At 36.6% G+C, this 23,722-nt stretch carries 17 protein-coding genes and 1 tRNA gene; 14 read left to right on the top strand and 4 right to left on the bottom strand.

Annotation, left to right across the window (positions count from 1 at the left end):
- Positions 1–4: 4 nt before the first annotated feature.
- From DOK79_RS02085 to DOK79_RS02035, 11 genes are all read left to right on the top strand, one after another.
- Complete coding sequence (locus DOK79_RS02085) at positions 5–586, top strand: Gp15 family bacteriophage protein (protein WP_206855051.1); 582 nt, start codon at positions 5–7, stop codon at positions 584–586.
- Complete coding sequence (locus DOK79_RS02080) at positions 573–5,375, top strand: tape measure protein (RefSeq protein WP_339092776.1); 4,803 nt, start codon at positions 573–575, stop codon at positions 5,373–5,375. Before DOK79_RS02085 ends, DOK79_RS02080 begins: the two co-directional genes overlap by 14 nt.
- Entirely contained in the window at positions 5,368–6,123 is a 756-nt protein-coding gene (locus tag DOK79_RS02075) for a phage tail protein (RefSeq protein ID WP_206859445.1), read from the top strand. The genes DOK79_RS02080 and DOK79_RS02075 overlap by 8 nt, the downstream gene beginning before the upstream one ends.
- Entirely contained in the window at positions 6,120–8,447 is a 2,328-nt protein-coding gene (locus DOK79_RS02070) for a phage tail spike protein (protein ID WP_206859444.1), read from the top strand. Before DOK79_RS02075 ends, DOK79_RS02070 begins: the two co-directional genes overlap by 4 nt.
- Before the next feature lie 3 nt (positions 8,448–8,450).
- Positions 8,451–10,250 carry a BppU family phage baseplate upper protein gene (locus DOK79_RS02065; RefSeq protein WP_206859443.1) on the top strand — a complete coding sequence of 600 codons (1,800 nt, stop codon included), beginning with the start codon at positions 8,451–8,453 and terminating at the stop codon, positions 10,248–10,250.
- A 60-nt stretch (positions 10,251–10,310) separates the two neighbouring features.
- Positions 10,311–11,930, top strand: a complete 1,620-nt coding sequence (locus DOK79_RS02060; protein ID WP_206859442.1) for a BppU family phage baseplate upper protein — start codon at positions 10,311–10,313, stop codon at positions 11,928–11,930.
- Between the two features lie 32 nt (positions 11,931–11,962).
- Entirely contained in the window at positions 11,963–12,196 is a 234-nt protein-coding gene (locus DOK79_RS02055; RefSeq protein ID WP_206859441.1) for a hypothetical protein, read from the top strand.
- 1 nt (position 12,197) lies between these two features.
- Positions 12,198–12,455: a holin gene (locus DOK79_RS02050; protein ID WP_023520194.1), complete on the top strand. Its 258-nt coding sequence runs from the start codon at positions 12,198–12,200 to the stop codon at positions 12,453–12,455.
- Between the two features lie 69 nt (positions 12,456–12,524).
- Complete coding sequence (locus tag DOK79_RS02045; RefSeq protein WP_206859439.1) at positions 12,525–13,418, top strand: peptidoglycan recognition protein family protein; 894 nt, start codon at positions 12,525–12,527, stop codon at positions 13,416–13,418.
- A gap of 118 nt (positions 13,419–13,536) precedes the next feature.
- Positions 13,537–14,229 (top strand): DUF3800 domain-containing protein, encoded by a 693-nt coding sequence (locus DOK79_RS02040; protein WP_206859438.1) that lies wholly within the window; start codon positions 13,537–13,539, stop codon positions 14,227–14,229.
- A gap of 274 nt (positions 14,230–14,503) precedes the next feature.
- The gene (locus DOK79_RS02035; protein ID WP_206859436.1) at positions 14,504–15,697 is read left to right on the top strand and encodes a Shedu immune nuclease family protein; all 1,194 of its coding nucleotides are present in this window, start codon (positions 14,504–14,506) and stop codon (positions 15,695–15,697) included.
- Positions 15,698–16,147: 450 nt separating this feature from the next.
- Here DOK79_RS02035 and DOK79_RS02030 read toward each other — a convergent pair whose 3' ends face one another.
- Both DOK79_RS02030 and DOK79_RS02025 read right to left on the bottom strand, forming a co-directional pair.
- Positions 16,148–17,443: an ISL3 family transposase gene (locus DOK79_RS02030; RefSeq protein ID WP_206859623.1), complete on the bottom strand. Its 1,296-nt coding sequence runs from the start codon at positions 17,441–17,443 to the stop codon at positions 16,148–16,150.
- Positions 17,444–17,616: 173 nt separating this feature from the next.
- Positions 17,617–18,912, bottom strand: coding sequence for an ISL3 family transposase (locus DOK79_RS02025; RefSeq protein WP_206859623.1), 1,296 nt, complete (start codon positions 18,910–18,912; stop codon positions 17,617–17,619).
- Between the two features lie 1,311 nt (positions 18,913–20,223).
- Here DOK79_RS02025 and DOK79_RS02020 point away from each other — a divergent pair.
- Positions 20,224–20,301: transfer RNA gene (locus DOK79_RS02020), tRNA-Ile, on the top strand.
- 72 nt (positions 20,302–20,373) lie between these two features.
- Here the strand turns inward: DOK79_RS02020 and DOK79_RS02015 are convergent.
- Positions 20,374–20,964, bottom strand: coding sequence for a hypothetical protein (locus DOK79_RS02015; RefSeq protein WP_206859621.1), 591 nt, complete (start codon positions 20,962–20,964; stop codon positions 20,374–20,376).
- 590 nt (positions 20,965–21,554) lie between these two features.
- Between DOK79_RS02015 and DOK79_RS02010 the strand changes: the two genes are divergently transcribed.
- Together DOK79_RS02010 and DOK79_RS02005 are read left to right on the top strand one after the other, a co-directional pair.
- Positions 21,555–21,701: a hypothetical protein gene (locus DOK79_RS02010; RefSeq protein WP_206859619.1), complete on the top strand. Its 147-nt coding sequence runs from the start codon at positions 21,555–21,557 to the stop codon at positions 21,699–21,701.
- A gap of 384 nt (positions 21,702–22,085) precedes the next feature.
- A complete protein-coding gene (locus tag DOK79_RS02005) occupies positions 22,086–22,508 on the top strand; it encodes a hypothetical protein (RefSeq protein WP_206859618.1) in 423 nt (140 codons plus the stop codon).
- Between the two features lie 175 nt (positions 22,509–22,683).
- Here the strand turns inward: DOK79_RS02005 and DOK79_RS02000 are convergent, their stop codons facing one another.
- Positions 22,684–23,163, bottom strand: a complete 480-nt coding sequence (locus tag DOK79_RS02000) for a hypothetical protein (RefSeq protein WP_206859617.1) — start codon at positions 23,161–23,163, stop codon at positions 22,684–22,686.
- Positions 23,164–23,722 lie beyond the last annotated feature (559 nt).

Here is a 23,722-nt window from a genome sequence, read left to right as displayed (position 1 = left end):
AGCAATGAAACTACAGTATCGATTAGAAGACACGGTGGAAATCGAAGGCGTTAGTTATCCGATCGATCTTTCTTTCGATACGGTGCTACGTCTTTTTGACTTGTTAAAGGATCCGATTTTGACGGAACCAGAAAAAATTGTTCTGGGTTTACAGCTTTTATTAGGTGTTTCGTTTTTGTATGACATTGAAACACAAAATACGATTTTTTTATCAATCTTGGAAACTTTTGATATTTGGGAAAAACCAAAGCCACGTTATGACAAGAAGGGCAACCAATTAAAACCAAAAATGAAAGAGATTGCGGACCAGCATTTTTCTTTTGATTATGATGCGCCAAATATTTACGCAGCATTTTATCAATCATACGGTATCGATCTATTTGAGGAACGAGGGAAGATGCGATGGGAGAAGTTTATTGCCTTGTTTGGAGGATTACCAGATGAAACTAGGTTTAGACAGATCGTGTCGATAAGGACGAGGAAAATGCCAACAGGAAAAGGAAATAAAGAAGCAAAAGATGAACTAAGAAAATTGAAGAAACTCTATGCACTACCGAAAGAAGGTGAAGAAGATGAGTCGAAGTGATGGTAAGGTAACGATCGACATAATCGTCAACGGCAAACAGGTCACGAAAGAAATTGACACGGTCGAACAAGGCTTTTCCAGACTGGGTAAAAATGCCGATGATGTCATGAAAAAAGTCGGGTCTGACATGGGTGCGAATACTGAATCAGGAGCAAAATCGGCAAATCAAGCAGTAGATTCTGTCGAAAAGACCGTATCAGGTTTAGGAAAGACGACCGAATCTGCAACAGCTAAAGCTGGTAAGTCAATCGGTGATAACTTTGATACAGGTGCCAAGGATGCCAATCAGGCCAATGAAAGTGTCGTTAAATCAGTCACAAGCTTGGTTTCTTCTGTGGAATCTTCTGCACCAACAATGGGGCGTAGTATTAGTGAAACTTTTCTAAGTGCTGCTAAGGATTCTGAAACTTCTACAGATTCTATTACGAAATCTGTGAATCAAATGGTACCGCAAGTCGATTTATCAGCCACAAAAGCCGGGAAAAGCATTGCTGAAAATTTTGATTCCGGAGCGAAATCATCAATTGCAGCTCTTGATAGCGTTGGTAAATCAGGAAGTTCGTTACTAAATAGTGTGGAGAGTTTTTCTAACAAATCAGGTCGAGCAATTGCTGAATCGTTTGAATCTGGCGCTAAACAAGCCAATAATGCCACGGAAAGTATTGGGAAAACAGCTTCGAAAATGGTACCGCCTGTGGAACTGTCTGCTACCAAAGCCGGGAAAAGCATTTCAGAAAGTATTGAAGCCGGAGCCAAACATGGATCAAGTGCATTAGGATCTGCCGTTGATGCTATGAAGGGGCATTTATTGGCCCTACAAGAGTACGCAGATACCACTGGGAGTAAGTTAGGTGATTCTTTTGAGAAGCCTAATCCTAGTGCCAATCTGTTAACTGGTAGTGTTGGGAAATTAAGCGCAGCGATGTTGATCACAAAAGGAGCAACTACAGCACTAACGATGGCTAAAGGTTCATTAGATGGTGCATTTGGTCGTATTGATACTTTGAATAACTTTGAAAATACGATGACTCGATTAACTGGTAGCTCAGAAGAAGCCGCTGCAGGGATGGAAGGCGTTCGAGATGTCGTTGTTGGTACAAACTACATGCTTGATAGTGCGGCACAGACCGTTCAACGTTTAGTTATGCAAAATGGTTCATTAGAACAATCGACGAAAAGTTATCAAATCTGGGGTGATGCAGTTGCCATGTATGGTGATGGCGCTGCAGAAACAATGGATAATGTGATGGATGCCATGATCCAGATGCGAGCCACCGGTACCGTAAACATGGCTCAAATGGATCGGATGGTCCGTCGTGGTGTTGATCCTTGGAAAATCTATGAAGATGCAACTGGCATGAGTATGCAGAGTATTCGAGATGCGTTGCGTGATGGCGAAATTAGTGCCAATGAGTTTTTTGATACGGTTGAACAGGCGATGCGTGATGGTGGGAATGAATTCACCTCGGTTTCTGGGATGGCTCAACAAGCTGGGGATACTTGGGCAGGGTCGTTTGCCAATATGGCTACTGCAACAAGTCGAGGAACAGCAAACATTATCGCATCTATGGACGAGGCATTTGGCAAAACTCGCTTTGGCTCAATGAAAGAAAATATTCAAGGGTTTGGTAAAACTTTTGAAGGGGCGTTGAATAGTATCGCTGGTGTCATCCCTCCGGTTGTTTCGGCTATTGATATGATGGCTGGTGGGGTTATTGCTGTGAAAGACGCAGCTGTGACGGCAGCGCCTGTAATTATCGGATTAGGAACTGCATTTGGTGGACTACTGATTGTACAGAAAGCAGCAGTTGCTACAGCATCTTATGTTCAGATGTTGAAATACCTGACCGGTGCAACTTCTGGTGCGACGATGGCTAAAAAAGTTGATGCAGTTGCTACAAAACTGGGAATCAGTCTCAACTTACAGAACGCCACCACCACTAAAGCGGTTGTCGCAGCAAACATTTCCAATGCAGCTTCACTAAAAGGGGCAGCAGCTGCCCAAAAAACCTATGCGATTGCTGCTGGTGCTTCTGCAGTAGCGAAGAAAGCATTAGCGGCTGCTAGTATTCTGTTAAATCCTGTGGTCGCAGGCACTGCGGTTGCACTTGGTTTAGCTGGAGTTGCGGCCGCCAAAATGGGCATAGATTTCTTTGCAGCTCGTAAAAAAGCCAAAGAATTAGCTAGTGAATTAGATGGATTAAAAGGCGATCTTGATAGCGTAGAAAAGTCAACCCAGTCCAGTGCAAAAGAATTTGAATCACAAGCTAAAGTGATCGAGTCGAATACAGAAAGAAACAAGGATCTAGTAGCTGAATTACAAAGGCTTTCAGCAATTGAAGATAAATCGGCTGCGGATAAAAAATTGATGGCTGATACAGTTGATGAACTGAATAATTCAGTGACTGGTCTAAATCTCTCTTACGACGAAGAAACAGGCCTGCTTAATGCAACCACAGAAGAAATAAACAAACGAATTGAAGCTTCTAAAGGAATGGAAGAAGTCAATCGGCTAACCGAACGACAAAAGACGTTGAATCAAGAAGCTGCAGACATTGAATCCTCATTAACTGAAGTAGCCAAAGAACGTATGAGATTGGAGCAAGAAGCCTCAGAATCTGGCGTGGATGGAAAGAAAAAGGTTAAAGAATCACTGGAAGGACTCTCTCAGAAGGAAGATGAACTTCAAAGTTTACTTGTTGAAAATCAATCTGAACGAAATCAATTGTACACGGAGGAGCAAGAGAAAAGACGAGCAGTCGCAGAGACAGTCTCAGAAGCTAATTCACAGATGATTACCTCATGGAATGTTCTATCTGATGCACAACAAGCTGCCTTGGAATCTATGAATAGCATGTACAAAAAGCTGGTAGAAGAATCAGGGAATGCTTTTAAGCAGATTGAACAACAAGAAGCAATCAGCTTGGATCAAATGAAGGGAAATCTACAAAAAAATGCTGAAGCTATGAGAACTTGGTCGACCAATGTTGCCATTTTGGCGAAGGCCGGTGTAGATGATGGCATTATTATGCAACTTGAAAAGCTAGGCCCGGCGGGTGCGCTTCAAACACAGCAAATGGTTGATGAGATGGGACTGAATCTTGGTTCATTAGCGGAGTTAGGTGGAGAACATACAAAAAGCCTTCTGGAACAAATGGGTCTTCATATGGAGGACCTACCAAAAATGTCAGCTGAACAATCGGCGTGGTTTGTTGAAAATTTAGATCTTGAATTAGGTAAATTACCAGAAACAGCACAACAGCACATTAGTGATTTAAATGGGACTGCGGATGCAACGATGAAGCAAGCGATGGCGAGTATGGCAAATATTGTTGGTGAAGAAACGGAGACTGTTTCTGAAAAGTTTGGATTAGTTCCAGAAAAAAGTGAGGCATCTTTACGGAGAGGAACAGAGGGGCAATACTTTGCCCAGTGGGGACGTCAACCTGTCGAAGAAATTGGAGGTGGGATGGTAGAAGCAACCCCCAAAGTAGAGGAAGCAGCAAAGGAAGTTGCTCAAACGCCAGAGAGAGTGATGGGCCCTCACCTAGAACAAACAGACTACGCCTCAATGGGTGCAGCACCACCAACAAAATTTGGGCAAGGAATTTTAGATAATATTACTTCGGTAGAAGAAGCTTCTAAAGAAGTAGCTAATGTTCCGGAACAAACGATTAGAGAAACCGTGGGGATCGATAAATATATTTCTCTGGGGCATCCTGTTGGTGAAGGCACAAGTCAAGGTGTACGTGAAGGAAAACCACAAGTAGAATCTGCAGCAAAAGAGATTGCGATGGTTCCAGAAAATATTTTAAACAACGAAATGACTGCTAGTAACTACAATAAAAATGGTCAAAATGTTGGTGCCGGATCTGCCAAAGGAATAAAGGATAGTCAAGGGGCTGTCCAAAAAGCAGCGAAAGAAATTGCATTAGTACCAGGGAATGAAATTTCCACACACATGAATCAACAAGAATACCAAAAACATGGAGAAAAGGTAGGTAAAGGCACAAGCCAAGGTATCGCTGATACCGCCCCTCAGGCAGTTTCTGAAATCAATAAAATGACGGAAGCGATGGTCAAAACATCCAATGAGGGATCTAAAAAAATGCAGGAAGTTTTTGAAAAACTGACTAAGGAAATAGATAAAACTTTACAAAGTCTTCCTAAGATTGCCACAGCAATCATGCGTGAATCAAATCAAGCCTACAGTGATGGGATGCGAGATGCGAACGACACAATCCGTAATGGTGCGCAGCGCATGCCGGATCAGATGAGTCATTTGCCTGATCAATTTTATCGCATCGGTCAAAACTCTATGATCGGTTTAAACAATGGATTAATTGCCGGGCAAGCTCAAGTTCTTAGCAATGCAGCTTCCATCGCTAATCAAGTGGCACAAACGATGCAACGAGCTTTAGATATCAATTCACCATCCAAAGTGATGGAGATGGATGTGGGACGGTGGATCCCTGCCGGAGTTGGTGAAGGGATTGAGCGATTCAAGCATTTAGCGTTAGATGCCATTGAGGATTTAGGTGCCCAGCTTGTCTTGCCGAATATTCAAGCTGAGTCGGTGGCGATTGCAGGGAACGCTGATTTTGGTCGAGCTCTGCCAGTTTCTACAAATGAATCACGTACTACTAATCGAACGATCCATAACACTCCTCATATTGATATACATTTTGGCGAAATCACAATCGTTGATGATCGTGACATCGAGGAGTTAGCAAAAGATTTAGCTCAGAATACAACTGATGAATTAAGGAGGACGTTAAGAGATGTCTAACGAACCCTATTTTGAATTTAATGGACAGTCATCACTACAACACCGAATGACATTTTTGGATGACATTTATTTTGTTTCACCGGAAGCAGCACTTCAATTTGAAGAAGTTGACGCTCGACAAGGAAGCTTGGTTTATAGTGAGAACCGTTACAAAGATATCAAAAAAATATTTCCTGTTGAAATACAACGACAAAATGATCAATCACTTATGCAACAACTACAAACAATCAATCGTTGGGTAAAAGAGCCCAAAAATTATCAACCTTTCTTTCTATCATTAAATCCTAATTATATGTATCAAGCGATCTGTTATGAAGAAATAACTATTGCTGATCAGTCAAAAGATTGGATGGATATACGAATTCCTTTTCGCTTTGCACCTGTAATGTATAGCATAGCCGGATTGCAACCTAGAAGTATTCAAAGTGGTATTCAGCTTGAAAATCCAGAGCTAGAAATTGCATATCCCCTTATTCAATTCCACTATAACGCTACTTCAGATGCGACATTAAGTATAGGTGGGAGACAATACCGTATTTTGCGTTCCGCAGGAACAGGTTTAGTCACAATAGATAGTGAGAACGGATTAGCCTATCGAGAAGGAAATATCAATCTTTCAAGCAGTATCCTTATCCATACAGATGGCTACCATCCGCCCATATTAAACCCTGGGCTGACTACGATCACATTTACTAATCAGTTGACTAATGTGCGAATCACACCTAGATGGAGGGCGATAGCTATATGAGCATACCTATTTTATATAATAAGAACAATAATGACTATACAACATTAGGAATCGGACCTTTAATTCATGCAGGAAAAGTGTTGGTAACGAGGATTAGAAATGATTTTCCATTTTTGACTTTCACTTATCCAATGTTTTCTCCTTTGTTTAAAGAATTAGAACCAGGGAAAAAGGTTGTAGCAGATGTAGGTCCTGGAAAACGATCAAAAAGCCAACGATTTGAAATTGTAAGGGTAACTAAACCACAAAATGGTATTGTAACGATTTATGCTGAACATATCAGTGCAATCGTGGGTAAAACTGGCATTCTGAAAGGGAGCCAGTTTTCTGGAGTATCTGCTCAATTCGCTTTAAATCAATGGCTTAATTTATTAGTACCCCGACGAGATCTATCAGTATATAGTGATGTGGGAACAAACGCTTCAATAGATTTTTCGGAAATTGGCCATTTTCAAAATGCACAAGAAGTTTTAGGTGGAAAGCAGGGTTCAATCTTACAAAATTTCGGTGGAGAATATATCTTTGATAACAATGAAATTCGATTAATGAGTAGTGCTGGGAAAAACTCAGGAGTGGTCATTTCTTACGGAAAAAATCTGAAAGATTTGGTTCAAGAAAATAGTATTGCAAGCACATATACGTCGGTCTATCCCTATGCAAGAGATCCTGAAAAAGATGGAGAAGTATTACTACTTCCGGAAATTTATATTGATGGCCCTCATCTAGATAAATTTCCGGACAGGCTAATTCAAATGGTCGATTTCAGTGATAAAGAGCCTCAATCGGTCGCAGAATTAAGAACGTTAACAACGCAATTTATTCAAAATAATCAAGTTGGCGTGCCACATGTGAATCTTAAGCTAAAGTATGTCGATTTAGCTAAAGCGACAATGAATGAACAACATGCTTTATTAGAGGAATTAGAGCTTTGCGATATAGTAACAGTTGCATTTAATGAACTTGAGATTAATACCACAGCAAAAATAGTTGGCACAGTCTGGAACGTTCTTTTAGATGAGTATGATTCATTAGAAATAGGTGATATTAGAGGCACGATGAGTTCATCCATCAAAGAACAAGAAAAAGAGAGAGAACGATTAGAAAATGGAATAAAATGGCTGCAACAGGCACAAAAAGAAGCTTCCAATATTTTAAATAATCCACCAAAAGGACACGTGGTTATACATCCGTCCTTATCGGAACCGCAAGAGATACTTATCATGGATACGGAAAATATCAATACCGCACGTAATGTATGGCGATGGAATGCTGGTGGATTAGGATTTAGTTCAACAGGATACAATGGTAATTACGGTTTAGCAATGACCAATAATGGTGCGATTGTTGCAGATAGAATAACTACAGGAACGCTAAGGGCAATCAACATTATAGGGGTGGCAATTTCAGGAAGTACTTTTGAGACAACCGGCAGTTCTCGAAGACTGTTATTACAAAATGGAGAAATCACGTCATTTATTTCAAATGTTCGACAGATGTTGTTGTCAGGAAATTCGTTTACTTTTTATCATGCAAATAACAGAGAAGCAATGAGACTAGGTAGGGCTAGTATCACCTTTTTTAACGAATCAGGCGTCCAATCGGGTCTTTTAGCAGCAGGAACCAATGCCGGAACTGGTCAATGGCAGATGCATTTTTCTGCAGTCAATGGGAGTAATGTAGCTTTGGGTTCACAGTCAAGCAACAATAGTCTTTATACAAACCGTTTAATTGTTCACAGTGGTAGTAATGCGCGAATAGATCAAACAAGAACACTCTTTAATAACCATCACATTGAAACAGCACAATTGTTGAATTGTCGAGTTCGTGCTGGAAGCTTTACGGTTTCCAATAATGTGAATTATCAAGTGTATTCCAATATTCATATGAATGGTTTTTCTATTACAGGACAATCAGACATTCGATTGAAAAAAAATATTACCCCTTCAAAAGTAAATGGAATTAAAGAAACTAAAAAAATTAAAGTGATAGATTTTGAATGGAAAGAAGATTACAGGCCAAGTCAAAAGAGAGTAGTAGAAGAAATTGGTGTTGATGATAGTCCAGAAGTTTCCATTCAAAAAAATGTTGTAGCCAGAAAAAATCCTCAAGGAAAACAATTTGGTATTGCGGCACAAAGTTCTGCATTTTTACAAGAACAAAATGTAGAAGAAGGTTCACGTTATTTACTGATCAATCAAACAAAGCAGATCCATTTAAATACAAAAACTAATCAAGAATTGATTGAAATTGTCGAAGATCAAGAAAAACGTATAGAAAGCTTAGAAGAAAAATTGAATTTTATTATGGAAAGAGTGGAGGGGTGAATAATGAAATATGATCTATATTTAGACATCGCTAAAACGACAATTGACTATCGAGTAAACCCGATTATTTATGGACGCATAGGTGACAATGGAATGAATAATGTACGTGTCCATATCTTTAATAAGGGGCAACCTTTTAATTTAGCGAACACAACGATAAAGTTCGAAGGTATGACGCCCAGTGGTTCGAGGATCTCTAATACAGATGGCGTTTCTTCAATAGACGCTCCCTCAGGAAGATTTACCTACACATTTCCAAAAAATGGTTTTGATCATATTGGTTTTTATCATCTAGCTCATTTTTCTATCATTCAGCAGAATCAAAAAGCGACCACACAAGATTTTTCATTGCAAGTTTTAGGCACTGTTGACATGACAGCACCAGAAGCAGAATTAATTATCGTTGAATTCAATAAGTTGATTGAAGAAATCAGACAAATTCAAGAGAAAGAATTATCTTATGTAAGAGAAGCGTCCAAGGAAACGTTAGATGAGTTGAACACACAAGTCGAAGAGTTAATGAAGGAACCAGCTTGGGAACAACTGAAAGAAATATTAGATGATTTAGAAAAAATTCAACAAGAAATCCAGAGTTTGGAAATAGATAAAATCACAGAAGAAGTAGGAGATAGGATAAAAGATGATCTGATACAACGATTAGCGATAATCGACGCAGAAATAAATAATCTTGAAAAATTAATGCATTCCTATGAAAATAATATTCAACAAAAAGTAACACAAGCTGATCAAACAATAGATAAGAAAGTAACAGCTGCGAAAGAAGACTTAGCGAAAGAGTCAACTTCGATTAAAAATTCGTTAAATGATACGGCTACTAATGCAAAAAAAGAGATTGATGTAATAGCCAGTAATGCAGCAGACTCTTTAGAGAAAGTTCAAGACCAACTAGATGAGATTGAGAAAACAGCCTCTCAATTTCAGCGAGTAAAATTGACAGCTGATAATGGTCGATCATTAAGTCTAAATAATTTAACGCCGACGCCGACATCATATCTAATATTATCGAAATTTAGTGGAACGTTTTCCTTAAGTATAGAGGAATCTAAGTTGATGACAGACTATGACCAATTACCCGAAAACTTGAAAGAGAGTGGAATTATTGTTACTTCAGTTCCAGGTAAAGAAGCGGGACAACAATCGGCGGATAGTATTCAATTTGTTTATTCGGACAAAGATATGCAGTTTGCAGCACGCAGATTGACATTAAAAGATGGAACAATTTCGCCTTGGATAGAGGAAATGAGGGCGGAGAATTATGTGAATACAGCGGAACCTCAAGAAATTAAAGGGAGGAAGAACTTCCTTGAACGCCCTTTACACAATGGTAATAGCTTAGCCCAAGAAACCTTTGGTATTACGTTAAATGGTGGACGATTAGCAGGAGTGCCTGTTTCAAATGGCACTGTTTTAAATTGGGGTAGACCGTATGCTTATGATAATAATCGTTCCAAAAATAATAATTTTTTTTCATTATCTGAAGATACTAAAACCTTAACGATTTTAAAAGATTGTACACTCCAATTCACAGGGAAATTTACATGCCAAACGAACAATGCCAGCTATTATGCTTATCTTGGAATGCGTGTGAACGGAGCTAGTGACTGGCGTGTAGCTGGTATAGCAGGAACGTTAAATTGGCGGAATGATGTTGGATGGTTCATGGCAAGAAAATTTAATGCCGGCGATCGAGTAACGCTTGTGACAGAAACTAATTTTACGACCAGCTCAGTGAATGCATGGGGCGTTGATCAAGTATATATTAAAGAAGTTCTAACAGCATAAGGATAAATGTTGAGAAAGAATAATAGGTTTTACAAAATAAGATTTGAAAGGAGATGTAAGATGGAAGAACTCTATATAACGAGTGAGATTACTCTAAATAAAACGACTGACGAACGTGTTTCTCCAATACCAACCAATACGGAATTTTTCACTTATGATCAACACGTGGCAAAAAAAGTGATCAACTTCCAATTAGAAGGAGAACCGCTGGACCTGTCTGAAACAAATGTTATTTTAGGCTTTTACTTTGTGAACGCTGATTGTTCATTTTTGTTAGAAAGTGCCGACGGATCGGTCGCAATTGAAGACGCTAAACAAGGTAAGGTAAGTGTAATGTTGCCCAACTATATGTACGCCTATTCTGGTCAGGTCTTGGTTTATGTTTATGTAGAATTTCATAATGGACAATCGCTGGATTACCCAGTGTTTAGCACTCAGTTTCAAGAATCATGGATTGATCAAAAGCTTGATGAGATGGCGTCGTTTTACGTGAAAAGATTTGAGGATCTACGCGAAGCTGTGAAAGAAGTTATCGATAAATCAAATGAACAATTATTTCAATTACAGCAAAAAGTAGAAAAAATTGAAGATAAAGTAAATGAGACAAATCAAAAAATTGGTGAACTCGGAAAACTTAAAAAGATGTACTCAAACAGTATTGATTTTGGGAATTATGACTATTCAGGGAATGCCAATTTATTACCAAAGATTACAGCTGCTCATTTTACATCGGGAAATGGAGCTACAGTTGAAGATGGACCAGATGGCGAGATCATTTTCATATTGGACGGATCTGCGCAACTAACTAAATTTAATACAAGCATGCGCTTACCTGCTCTTCAAAATGGAAAGAGATACACAATTAGCGCCGAGATTATGCTGCACGAAGGTATAGAGGGAGATGCCTCTAATATTCGATTAACTACTAATTATTTGCCTGGGGGACAGGTTATGTTGGCTACAGATAGACCAACACCTACCTCTACTAATAGCTGGCAGACAATCAAGGGTACGCAAATAGCAACTTATGCTACGACACTGCCTCAACAATGGTATGTAGTCTTACAAGATGTTACAGCCTCGAGTCGAATTAAAGGGAAAATCTCTCTTCGAAATATAAAGGTAGAAGAAGGATCGATTGCTACACCTTATCAACCCAATCTACTTGTTGAACCGTATCAGATGTCGAAGATTTCCTTGAACGAAAATCTAGCAAACAAAGAACAAAATTTCCCGATAAGTAGTCGACAGTATTTAGTTTATTCTGCTGAAATGATTGAACCATTTATTGCTGACCAAACATATACCTTAACTTTGAAAGGGACCAAATTAGGTCCGCAATCATTTAGGGTATACACGACTGGTCCGAATAGTACCTCTAATATTGGGGACATGGAAATAGTAGAAGGAGTTGCGGATACTTGGCGACTGGCATTCACTCCTTCAGAAGTGAACTTGAATGGGAGTGTTTCCCCTAGTACGTTACAAATTTATCAGTTTCCTCAGGCTACAATGGGGCAAGCAACGATTGAATCATTAAAAATAGAAAAAGGTGATATAGCCACTCCAAATATTTCGGAATATAAATATTTTGGTGAAGGTTTGAAAGATAGTAGTAACCCAAATGATTATAGCTGGGATGTCACACCGGAATATATTAACGAACGTATTTCTGACTAATTTATTAGTTAAAAAAGAATAGGAGGGTACTTATGGAGGGGATTACAATCGGAGAATGGATCGCGATCCTAACACTCGGTGGATCGTTGATGGTGGGCGTGGCGAAATTTTATGCGATGTTCACGAAACTTGATCACACGTTAGGAAAATTAGAAAATACGATCATCCGGGTAGAAAAAAGCCAGGCTGAGTATGGCAATCGGCTTTCAATTATCGAAGAACAAATCAGATCTATTTTTAAGCAAATTGGAAAGGAGAGAAAATAAAATGACAGAAATCTTAGCTGCTGCAAGTATTATTACACCGCTAGTCGTCGGTGTCACGGGGTTAATTAAAACACAAATGAAGGATTACAAACTCTTGCCCGTGATCAATGTGATTGCGGGTATTTTGTTAGGTGTTTTATACGCAGTGACCCTAGCACCACAAGATTTAGCGATTTACGCATGGGCCGGAGCTGTTTCAGGATTAGCCGCTGGTGGATTATTTGATTTAGGAAACAGTGTTATTCAGTCGGAAGAATGACAAATTAGCAAAGGAAAAACACAGCCAAAGGGCTGTTTTTTTTATATAAAAAATTAGGAGGAATTGATTATGACAAAAATCCAAGATTTAAGAGGCGATTCAAGAATTTTAGGACCAACCAATGCCAAAAGAAATGTTTCTCAAGTAACTAAAATTGCTCGTCACCATTCCGCAACACCTACTGGAGACGTTTGGGCATTTCAGAATCATTGGAATGGCACATTAGGCTGGGGGACAGGTGGGTATCATGAAATCATTTTACGCGATGGTACCGTTCAATGGTGTTACTTCGATAATGATGTGACAAATGGTGTGGGCGGACATAATACACCAACTTACCATATTTGCCTTGTTGGGAATAGTTCATTTACAGCTGAACAAGAAAAAGCATTTGAAGAACGAGCAAAGGCGGCGATGCAACGTTTTGGTTTATCCGTCAATGATGTATTAGGTCATAACGAATTCAGCGGTCATGCCTCGAATATCTGTCCGGGTATCAATATGAATACGGTTCGTGAACGATTACGAGCGGGGAATAACTTAACACATGATCAAATTATTTTAGCGAGCCCACCAAAAACCGTTGGTAATTATGTAGGTAAGTTAGAAGTGTTTAATGAGCTATCTCTTGGTATTTTTCGAATTGGTGCTTGGTTAGTGCCTATCAACGGTGCAGCTCATTTAAATCAAGGATATGTCTTCTGGATGGAAGCCGACAATCCGGATGTTGAAATTGGACGTTGTCGCTCAGCCGGTATTATTAGAGATGATGTGAATGCAGCCTATGGATTACCTAGCGGCCTGCGATTTGGTTTGGATGGCACACTAGATATCCGTAAATTTGCAGGGAAAAGAGTCTTTCCGATGTTACGACGAACAAATGATTCGAACGGAAATACGATCAATGGACAAACAGTGGATATTCGTTTTCCAGAGTATGTTTTGACTATTCCTAAGCGATAAAAAAATATCCCCTCGTTTTGAGGGGGATACATAATTAGTATATAGCAACTGTTAGGTTGTGTAATTTTTATAAAGATTGTAAAATGATATTATGACAATTTGATCGGAGACTAGGTCCATGCAAGAAGTATATTTGTTTTTTGATGATTCAGGAGTTTTACATAGGAAAGCACCTAACAGATTTTTTGTATATGCGGGGTATGCTTTCTTTAATAAAGAGAGCAAAGAAATTGCGAAAAGAAAATACAAGGGCGTGGTTAAAAGGATAAAAAAACAAAAAATGATAAACGGAGAATTGAAAGCTTGCGTATTAGAGAGAAAAGATAAGTATGAGTTATACCGAGTTTTAAAAAATGAACATAGTATGGGCCTAAGTGTGGATATAAGCAGAGTACAAGATAGTATTTTGGATAATAAGAAATCAATACATAGATATAAGGACTATGTACTGAAAAGGTTAGTCAAGGAAAAAATAAACTTATTTATTAATAAAGGTTTATTAGATCCTGAGGGAAATTTAAAGTTATTTATATGTGTTGATGAACAAGCAACAGCAAGCAATGGTTACTACAATTTTGAAGAATCTGTTTATGAAGAATTGAAGAATGGAATACACAATTTTAATTATGGAGTATTTTATGAACCAATTTGGCATGGAGCTCTTGAAGTGGAAGTTAGTTATTGTGATTCTAAATGTAACTACTTAATTCAAGCTAGCGATATTTTGGCAAATAGATTATGGACATCCTTTAAAATTAATGATCCTGGGATGAGAAATATGCCTCAGCATTCATGTTTAAGATTGCCATAAAAGTTATATTTTTATTTGTAATATACTTGCATTTATTTGTTGACTGATTTATGATATGGTTACAGATAGAACTATTCTATACTGCCGACACGGGAGATACGATAATAGCTATTAAGCGTAATGGAAGTACGCCGTACTCTGTGGGCCACTCTTATCAGAGTGGTTTTTTTATTGAATATATATTTTTATTAGTTTAATAAAGATAGTGGACAATCTTAGGAATCTTACTTTAAAAATTATAATGTATAAAATACATTGAAAAGAAGTGAAGATAGTGGCAAATGTGTTGAAAGTAGCGAAAAATCATGAAAATTTGATTTGTGAATATACCCCATACGCAGAGAATACATCCTTTATTTTTGAAAAAATAAATCAGGATGGCTCTTATACTGTAAAAAGAACGTTTACCATCTCAAATAATGAGATATTAGAAGATAAGGAAAATTCTATTGAATTTGAAATTGGAAAAAAAGATGGAGACTATTATCATTTAAATAATAAAGTATTAGGAATAGAACACAATATTTTTATTTATGAAGATATGAAGACGGATATATCTTATTTCGTAGCGCATGAAAATATATCTATAATGAAAAAAATAGATGATATACTCGATGAAGATTTATTTATAGGTGGTAAAAACGGAAATTTACCTGAAAATATTTTTGAAGAATTAATAAAAAAATTTCCAAATAAACATGAATTGTATCTATATTCTTATATGAGAATTGGGGTTCTAATACAAGATTATTTATTAACTAAAAAAGAAAATCATATTGTCTACGAAAATTATATGTCAAAGAAAAATAAGAACACTTTTATTACAGATCATAAAGATATAATAACAGAAAAAGAAATAGCAGAAAACGAATACTTAAAGTATCTATATATAAAAAATAAACTGGTAAAAATGTTAGAAAATGAAACTATTTATTCAGAAAAAGATTGGCAAAATGAAATTGCAAAGATTCTTACTCTTATTTTTCCAATGTATCAATCAGTTGTTGAAGAACCAGTCATAAAAACTGATGAGGGTGATAAAAGACCTGATTTTATTTTTATTGATGTAAACGGAAATATAGACATAGCTGAAATAAAAAAATCATATAATATTCCTATAATGACAAAAACTCAATATAGAAATAACTATTATGCTTCTAAAGAACTAACAGGCACATTAATGCAGATAGAAAAATATATTTATCACCTATGTAGAACTGCAAAAAATTCTGAGAAACTAATAAAGAACAAAATATTTAATCAAACTCAAGAGGAACTTGACATTTATATAAGAAATCCTAGGGGAATAATTATTTTAGGGAGATCAAACAAATTAAATGCAGATCAACTAAGAGATTTTGAAATTTTAAGAAGAAAGTATAAACATATTGCTGATATTATTTCTTATGATGATTTAGTTCATCGACTAGACTCTTTATTAAAGAAATTTGAATATAAAACAATATAGATTGTTGCGTATCTAAATTAAACTACAAAAATATTTTAAATTCTAAAAAGGACTTATCCATCTAATTATGAATAGGTCCTTTTTTACGTTCGTCAATTAATTTTAGCAACTCGTTTATATTTCGAATCAAGGCCTAACCATTGATAATATAGCGAGTTTTTCTCTGATCAAAAAAGCACATGACTTGAACAATAAATAAAATCATAGTACCCTTAATTTATCCTCAGTACTAAGAATTCGTTTTTTAATACCCGCCCACTCTTCGGAGTGGGTCTTTTTTGATTAGAATTAATCAAAGTTTAAGAATTCTGGCTCTTTGTCAATAAGGACTGATGAGTGCAATCAAGTGAAATCCGGAAGAAGAAGGGCTCTTTGTCAATAAGGACTGATGAGTGCAATCAAGTGAAATCCGGAAGAAGAAGTGAACACTTCTTCTCCGGATTTTCTTCGTTATTTGACGTGAATGACTTGATTCGTCAAAAAGATTCGGATGCGCATGTTCTCAAATGATTTAAAGCCATAAGACACTCGTTTGAGTGTTTTGATGTGGGTGTTTTTTGCTTCAATTTTCCCATTAGAGTAAGGATAAATCAAAGAATGACGAATCCCTTCTTCATAGCTCAGAAGATTTTGTAGTTTTAGCCGAAATTCTTTATCTAATGTTTCTGGTAACTGATGCAAGAGAGTGAAAAATGACTCGTGGTCTTTGTCACGAAAGGCATCCGCTAGTTCATGGAACGCTTGATAGGCGACTTTCAAGGCAGTTGAAGCACTTAATAAACGGTCAAGCACCATGGCTTCTGTCAGGTAAGGATACTTTGGGGCACGAAAGCTACGCCAAGTTTTATATTCTGTGTGGTTGATATTCTTCCGATTTTTGGTGAGTAAGCGCCAATGGCTTTTTAATTTCCTTGGCATTGTCCGATTGCCCGAAGCAATCAGGCGTTTCATTTCACGGACACGAAAATCTTGGAACGCTTGATTCATGTGTTTGATCACATGAAAACGATCAATGACCAGTTTGGCATGAGGAAATACTTTTTTTGTTAGTTGAAAATACGCCGCATTCATATCAGTAACTAAATAGTCGACGTCAGATGGATTCACACATGTCTGGAAATAAGTGGTCAACCGAGACAATTTTCGAGTGGGTAAGATATCAACTAATTGCCCGGTTTCCCCATCGGCACAAATAAAACTCATCTTATCTTCTGAGGATACATGGGAACGAAATTCATCGACCATCAATACTTTGGGCAGGTGGCGCTTGGCTTGTTTTGGTAAATAGGTTTTTAACGACTTCAAAATACGCGTCACCGTTGGAATAGACACCTGGCAATGCTTTGCGATAAAAGATAAGGAGACCTTTTCGGTGAGTAAAGCAATGATTTTCATTTTTACATGCTCGGCAATCGAATGATTTGGCCGAACAAAATAGCTTTGGGCTGTCCAATGGGTATGGCAGTTTCTACAGTGATAACGTTGTTTCTTCAGCCGCATGATTAGCGGTAAATGGTTGAATTGATCGAAACGAATGCAGGTCATTTTCTTGCCATTTTTGACAATGACCGTTTTCCCCTTCGAATCTCTCACGGCAGAGCCACAAGTCAAACAAGCAGAAGTAGGAGGAGCTAACACTGCGTCAATAACTAAAGTATTGGTTTGATGGAACGTTTCGTAAGAAACATCTTGGATGGTTAAATATTTATCTGTTAATCGGAGCATTTTTTTGATAGAATTTTCCATAGAGCATATCGTCCTCTCAGTTGTTTATTTTGTGGTGATTTAATCATACTAGAGAACGATATGTTTTTTAATACCCAAAAAGAAAAAGTGGACTGACGAATCAGAATTGATTCATCAGTCCACTTTATTATAGAGCCAGAAGAAGTGAACACTTCTTCTCCGGATTTTCTTCGTTATTTGACGTGAATGACTTGATTCGTCAAAAAGATTCGGATGCGCATGTTCTCAAATGATTTAAAGCCATAAGACACTCGTTTGAGTGTTTTGATGTGGGTGTTTTTTGCTTCAATTTTCCCATTAGAGTAAGGATAAATCAAAGAATGACGAATCCCTTCTTCATAGCTCAGAAGATTTTGTAGTTTTAGCCGAAATTCTTTATCTAATGTTTCTGGTAACTGATGCAAGAGAGTGAAAAATGACTCGTGGTCTTTGTCACGAAAGGCATCCGCTAGTTCATGGAACGCTTGATAGGCGACTTTCAAGGCAGTTGAAGCACTTAATAAACGGTCAAGCACCATGGCTTCTGTCAGGTAAGGATACTTTGGGGCACGAAAGCTACGCCAAGTTTTATATTCTGTGTGGTTGATATTCTTCCGATTTTTGGTGAGTAAGCGCCAATGGCTTTTTAATTTCCTTGGCATTGTCCGATTGCCCGAAGCAATCAGGCGTTTCATTTCACGGACACGAAAATCTTGGAACGCTTGATTCATGTGTTTGATCACATGAAAACGATCAATGACCAGTTTGGCATGAGGAAATACTTTTTTTGTTAGTTGAAAATACGCCGCATTCATATCAGTAACTAAATAGTCGACGTCAGATGGATTCACACATGTCTGGAAATAAGTGGTCAACCGAGACAATTTTCGAGTGGGTAAGATATCAACTAATTGCCCGGTTTCCCCATCGGCACAAATAAAACTCATCTTATCTTCTGAGGATACATGGGAACGAAATTCATCGACCATCAATACTTTGGGCAGGTGGCGCTTGGCTTGTTTTGGTAAATAGGTTTTTAACGACTTCAAAATACGCGTCACCGTTGGAATAGACACCTGGCAATGCTTTGCGATAAAAGATAAGGAGACCTTTTCGGTGAGTAAAGCAATGATTTTCATTTTTACATGCTCGGCAATCGAATGATTTGGCCGAACAAAATAGCTTTGGGCTGTCCAATGGGTATGGCAGTTTCTACAGTGATAACGTTGTTTCTTCAGCCGCATGATTAGCGGTAAATGGTTGAATTGATCGAAACGAATGCAGGTCATTTTCTTGCCATTTTTGACAATGACCGTTTTCCCCTTCGAATCTCTCACGGCAGAGCCACAAGTCAAACAAGCAGAAGTAGGAGGAGCTAACACTGCGTCAATAACTAAAGTATTGGTTTGATGGAACGTTTCGTAAGAAACATCTTGGATGGTTAAATATTTATCTGTTAATCGGAGCATTTTTTTGATAGAATTTTCCATAGAGCATATCGTCCTCTCAGTTGTTTATTTTGTGGTGATTTAATCATACTAGAGAACGATATGTTTTTTAATACCCAAAAAGAAAAAGTGGACTGACGAATCAGAATTGATTCATCAGTCCACTTTATTATAGAGCCAGAATTCTTAAACAAAAGAAAAGCGCTTGCAATAATTTTAGACCAGGCTTAAACTACCCGTAGGCGCCATCATAAAAAGAGAGTATCGACAACTAAAAACTTCTTGGGGGAAGTGTATAGTGGGTATATCGATACTCTCTTTAATAATTATATCATACGTATTTTAGGCAGCAAAATGATTATATCAGTTGAATAATAGATAAAAAGATAGTAATCTTATTGTATCACCCTAACAACATTGCTTTTTTTACATCCCGCTCTTTGGAGCGGGGTCCATAAAAGAACATATTATTTGAACATAGCCTGAAATGGTAGTAAGCTTTACTTAGCTTCACTAATGCGGATTGAATCCTTTAGTGGCCCGCTCTTTATGAGCGGGTATTTTTTTGTTTAAAATAAGATTCGATCAAAGTTTAAGAATTCTCAGATTAAGACAAGGTACTTGCAATAATCACTGGTTACCCATAAGGTGTGAATAGGAATCATTCTAAAAAAAGAGTACCAATGGACAAAGTTTTAAAAACTTGGGGAAGTTTTCAGCGTGCGCATTGGTACTCTTTTTATGATTCTATCACATGTGTTTTAAACAGCAAGGAAAGCGTATTACTTGAATGCGGGGTCAAACTCTAGTAATGTGAACTTGACCATATATATTCATATGTTAACGTCCGTGCCACTCTTCTGAGTGGTATACATAAAAAAACATATTATTTGAACCTAAAGTAAAATGATAGTAAGATTTAAGTATCCACATCAGACATTCTTTATCCTAAGGTAGCCCGCTCTTATATGAGCGGGTGTTTTTTTGTCTAAGTGAATCTGATTCGATTTAAATAATCTAAAGTGAATAAGCAACAGCTTATACTAAATCGACATCTCTAGGATTGATAAATAATCGTTTTTTTTATTATATCTACATGAACTCCCGTTTGCTTCTCACTACTATTGGGATGTAATAAGAATGAAGAATGTATGAGTGTTTGTAAATTTAGATTAAGGAATAATCTGTGACATTGACAATAACAAAAATTATTCGATACAATTTGGCTATAACTATTTCATTATTTATATTTACGATTATATATATTGAAGTAATAGTGGCAAGAAGCTTGTTACCACAATAAATAAATTATCTACCAGATAATAGTTTTGACGACTCTTTTGACAATAATTTGTACCCTTAGCTCAGTTAGGCAGAGCATATGGCGAGTTAATAACTGTCCGGTCGTAGGTTCGAGTCCTACAGGGTACATATAAAAAACCTCGCTCATTTATCGTGAGCGAGGTTTTATGTTCTATAATATAAATTTTATTATTGGACGATTTATTGAATACCGTACTCTATAAATCCTCTTTGTATTTCTCCAGAGGATTTCATATCATTTGGTGTGCTTTGTAAAGCTTCTTCTTCGCTCATGCCTTCATATTGCATTTTATAGGCAACTGGAGACATCCCATATTTATTGATGAATTCTGTCAAAGTTGATGGTTCTGCAGATTGAGCTGCTTGTGTTGCAGTAGCCTGTTGTTCAGCTTCAGCTTGAGTAATGATGTTGCCAGCATCGTCTAAAGCTAATCCATTTTCGTACAATGCCATTCCAAAAGCTTCCCATTCTTCATCGCTCCAACTCGCTCTTTCAGCATGCGTAGAATTTAGCGTACGTTGTTTCATTTCTTCATAACTTTCTTCTTGCACGACAGTAGTCGAAGTAGTTGTATTTTGGACAGTAGTTTGAACTGGTTCAGTAGAAGTTGTTTCTTCAATGCTTGTTGTCTCAGTAGTTTGTGTATTTTCAGAGGTTGTTGAACTTAAAGTAGAAGATGTTTCAGAGCTGTCGTCTTTCTTATTAGTTGAACAACTCGACAACATCAGTAGAAATACCCCAGATAAAACTAACCAACTAAACTTTTTCATTTTTATTCCTCATTCCATAATAATTTCCGTTACAAAATTATCATATCAAATGAAATGGTAGCAAGGAAGAATAAATATTGAACAAAAAGAAACTCGCCCATCAATCGTGGAAGAGGTCTTTTTTACGTTCTTCAATTAATTGTAGCAACTCGTTTGTATTCCGAATCAAAACCTAGCCATTGATAATATAGCTAGTTTTTCTCTGATCAAAAAGTACATGACTTGAACAATAAATAAAAACAATACTTCCAAATAGTCATCGTCAATTTTTGAAGATTCATAAATATAAGGAAGTGCAGGTATTAACCAAGTACCCATGATTGCAAAGTCTAATATTAATAGCGAAAATAGTATACAACACATCGTGAATACGCTTCAATTCGATTGATCAACATCAAGTTTTTTCTGATGAATTATCCAATCGGTTGTAAACCTCGTGAAACTTAAAAAAGTATAGAATAAAAATCAAGAAAAAATCAACTCAAATCATATAACAATATTTTACAACTTATGGTTAAATTATCTCAAATTTCATATAAAATTCTTAAATCTATCATATTATTTGAATGTATAAGAGGAGGTGCGTGCTATTGAGTATTCTAAAATCGGCAGTGAAGTACAAAGTTACCAAAAAGGCTACAGATAAAGTAATGGGTGACGGTTTGTTATCAAGCGTTGTTGCTGCAAAAGCAGTGAAGAAAAGTAATCAGCGTAGTAAGCAAAGAACAAAAAAATAAAAATACTAGAAGTCCTGTCCTTAGTTAGATAGGAAATTTTTGTTTTTTAATCGATTGTAGTAACTCGCTCAAATCTTCAATCGGCACCTAACCATTATAAGAGAACAAGCGATAAGAAAAGCACATGACTTGAACAATAAATAAAATCATAGTAATCTAAAAGTGTCCTTGAAACCATTGATTAGTTTTTTTTTATATCCACCCGCTCTCCGGAGTGGGTCTTTTTTTTGATTAGAATTAATCAAAGATTAAGAATTCTTAAATAAACAGTAAGCGTTTGCAATAATTTTAGGCCACCCTTAAACTAACAGTGGGTATTGTTATAAAAAAGTATCGATACTAAAAAAATGATGTCAGCAAAAAATAAAGATAGGAGAGGTTTATATGAAAAAATATTTATTTATTTTCCTGGGTTTAAGCGTTTTCTTAGGTGGTAGTCTTTTCGAGAGCGTTAATAAGGTAGAAGCGCAAACTCAAACACCAACTAGTTACGAAGAAGTACGAGATGTTGAACCGTTTATAATCACAGGTTCTATGAAAATAGAAGGTAATACTTATAAATGGATGGAAGCATCTTTTGGTGGAACAAACAGGGGATACGAAATTAATCCGGGGAAGCATAGATATCAACTAAGTCCGAATCCCCACAATGATCCGTGGTATAACAAAAACCAAGCAAAATTTTATGGTCAGGGCGCAGCACAAATAGAAAAACAAGCAAATAGCGGAAAGTGGAATAGTAAAGGATGGCCAAGTACGATTAGAAATGTTACTATCCATGGGATCAATTATACCTTAACTAAGTAAGACTATGGGAGAAAACTTATACGATCACTAAATCAATAATGTTTTTTTACAGCCCATTCTCCGGAGTGGGTCTTTTTTCTGTATTATTCAGTAACTCGCTTATTAGTAAAAATGAACTTAAAAAATCTTAAAAAATTAACACACCGCCTCTATGAGATGGTGTGCTAAAGTATCGCTAATTAATTCGAAAAGTCATTGAAGCTTCTCTTCTCTGATTCCATAGAGCATCTCTGTACGATACATCTATTCTGAAATATTCAAAATCTCTAAAATTAGGAATTGTAACTTGATGAACAACATCAAATACTATAGAACCTCCCTCAATTTGACCATTATTAAGTAATACATGATCTCCTCGAGAAGTGACACCAGTTAAGGTGTTTCTATCAAAATGATGGATCCCAGGATTTATAGGATTAATCCCATATCTAAAGTCAAATCTATTAGTTACTTGGTTAAAATTTATAATATTAGGTTGGAAGGCGTCTGAAAAAGGACTAAATCCTTGTTGAGATTCAATAGAAATCATACTTCTTATATTCAAATTATAGTTGTTTTCATAATTATTTTCTGCTGCATTAGCATGAGTAGCATTGAATACAAGAAAAGAAGATAGAGCAAGTGCTGATAAACTTAAAGAAATAAATTTTTTCATTGTAATCTACCTTTCGTAATATAATTTAGAGAAGCGCTTCTCTATTATTAGGGTAGACCAAACTACAATAATTATCTAATGATAACAAAAATAATGAATGTATTTTAATTTTATATAACGTTTACATATGATTTATATAGGGTGATTCCATATATAATATACTGATTTTACAGATTCACAAAGCTTTTTGTTCTTTATTTAATAAATTAAAATTTGATTATACAATAATAGAATAAAAGATATAAATTAGAAGAATGTGTATACCTTTTTATATTAATCACAGCATATATATGCTGTGATTAAGGTAATTTTTGTTATCAAATAAAAATGTTCATCAGAACCTAATCTTCGTGATTAGAATTATTTTCTAACGCGAGATTAGTTAAATGTTAAGAATTTCTAAACACGTATCAAGCGTTTGCATTTTTATTAGGTTAGCCTTAAAATACATGTAGGTGCCATTATAAAAAGAGAGTATCAATAGCTAAAAACTTTTGGGGGAAGTGGGATAGCATGCATATCAATACTCTCTTTACTAATTATATTATACGTATTTTAG

The sequence above is a fragment of the Enterococcus sp. DIV1094 genome, assembly GCF_017316305.2.
Lineage (GTDB): Bacteria > Bacillota > Bacilli > Lactobacillales > Enterococcaceae > Enterococcus_B > Enterococcus_B mangumiae.
Note: the sequence above shows the minus strand (reverse complement) of the source record. Positions and strands in the feature narration are given on the sequence as shown.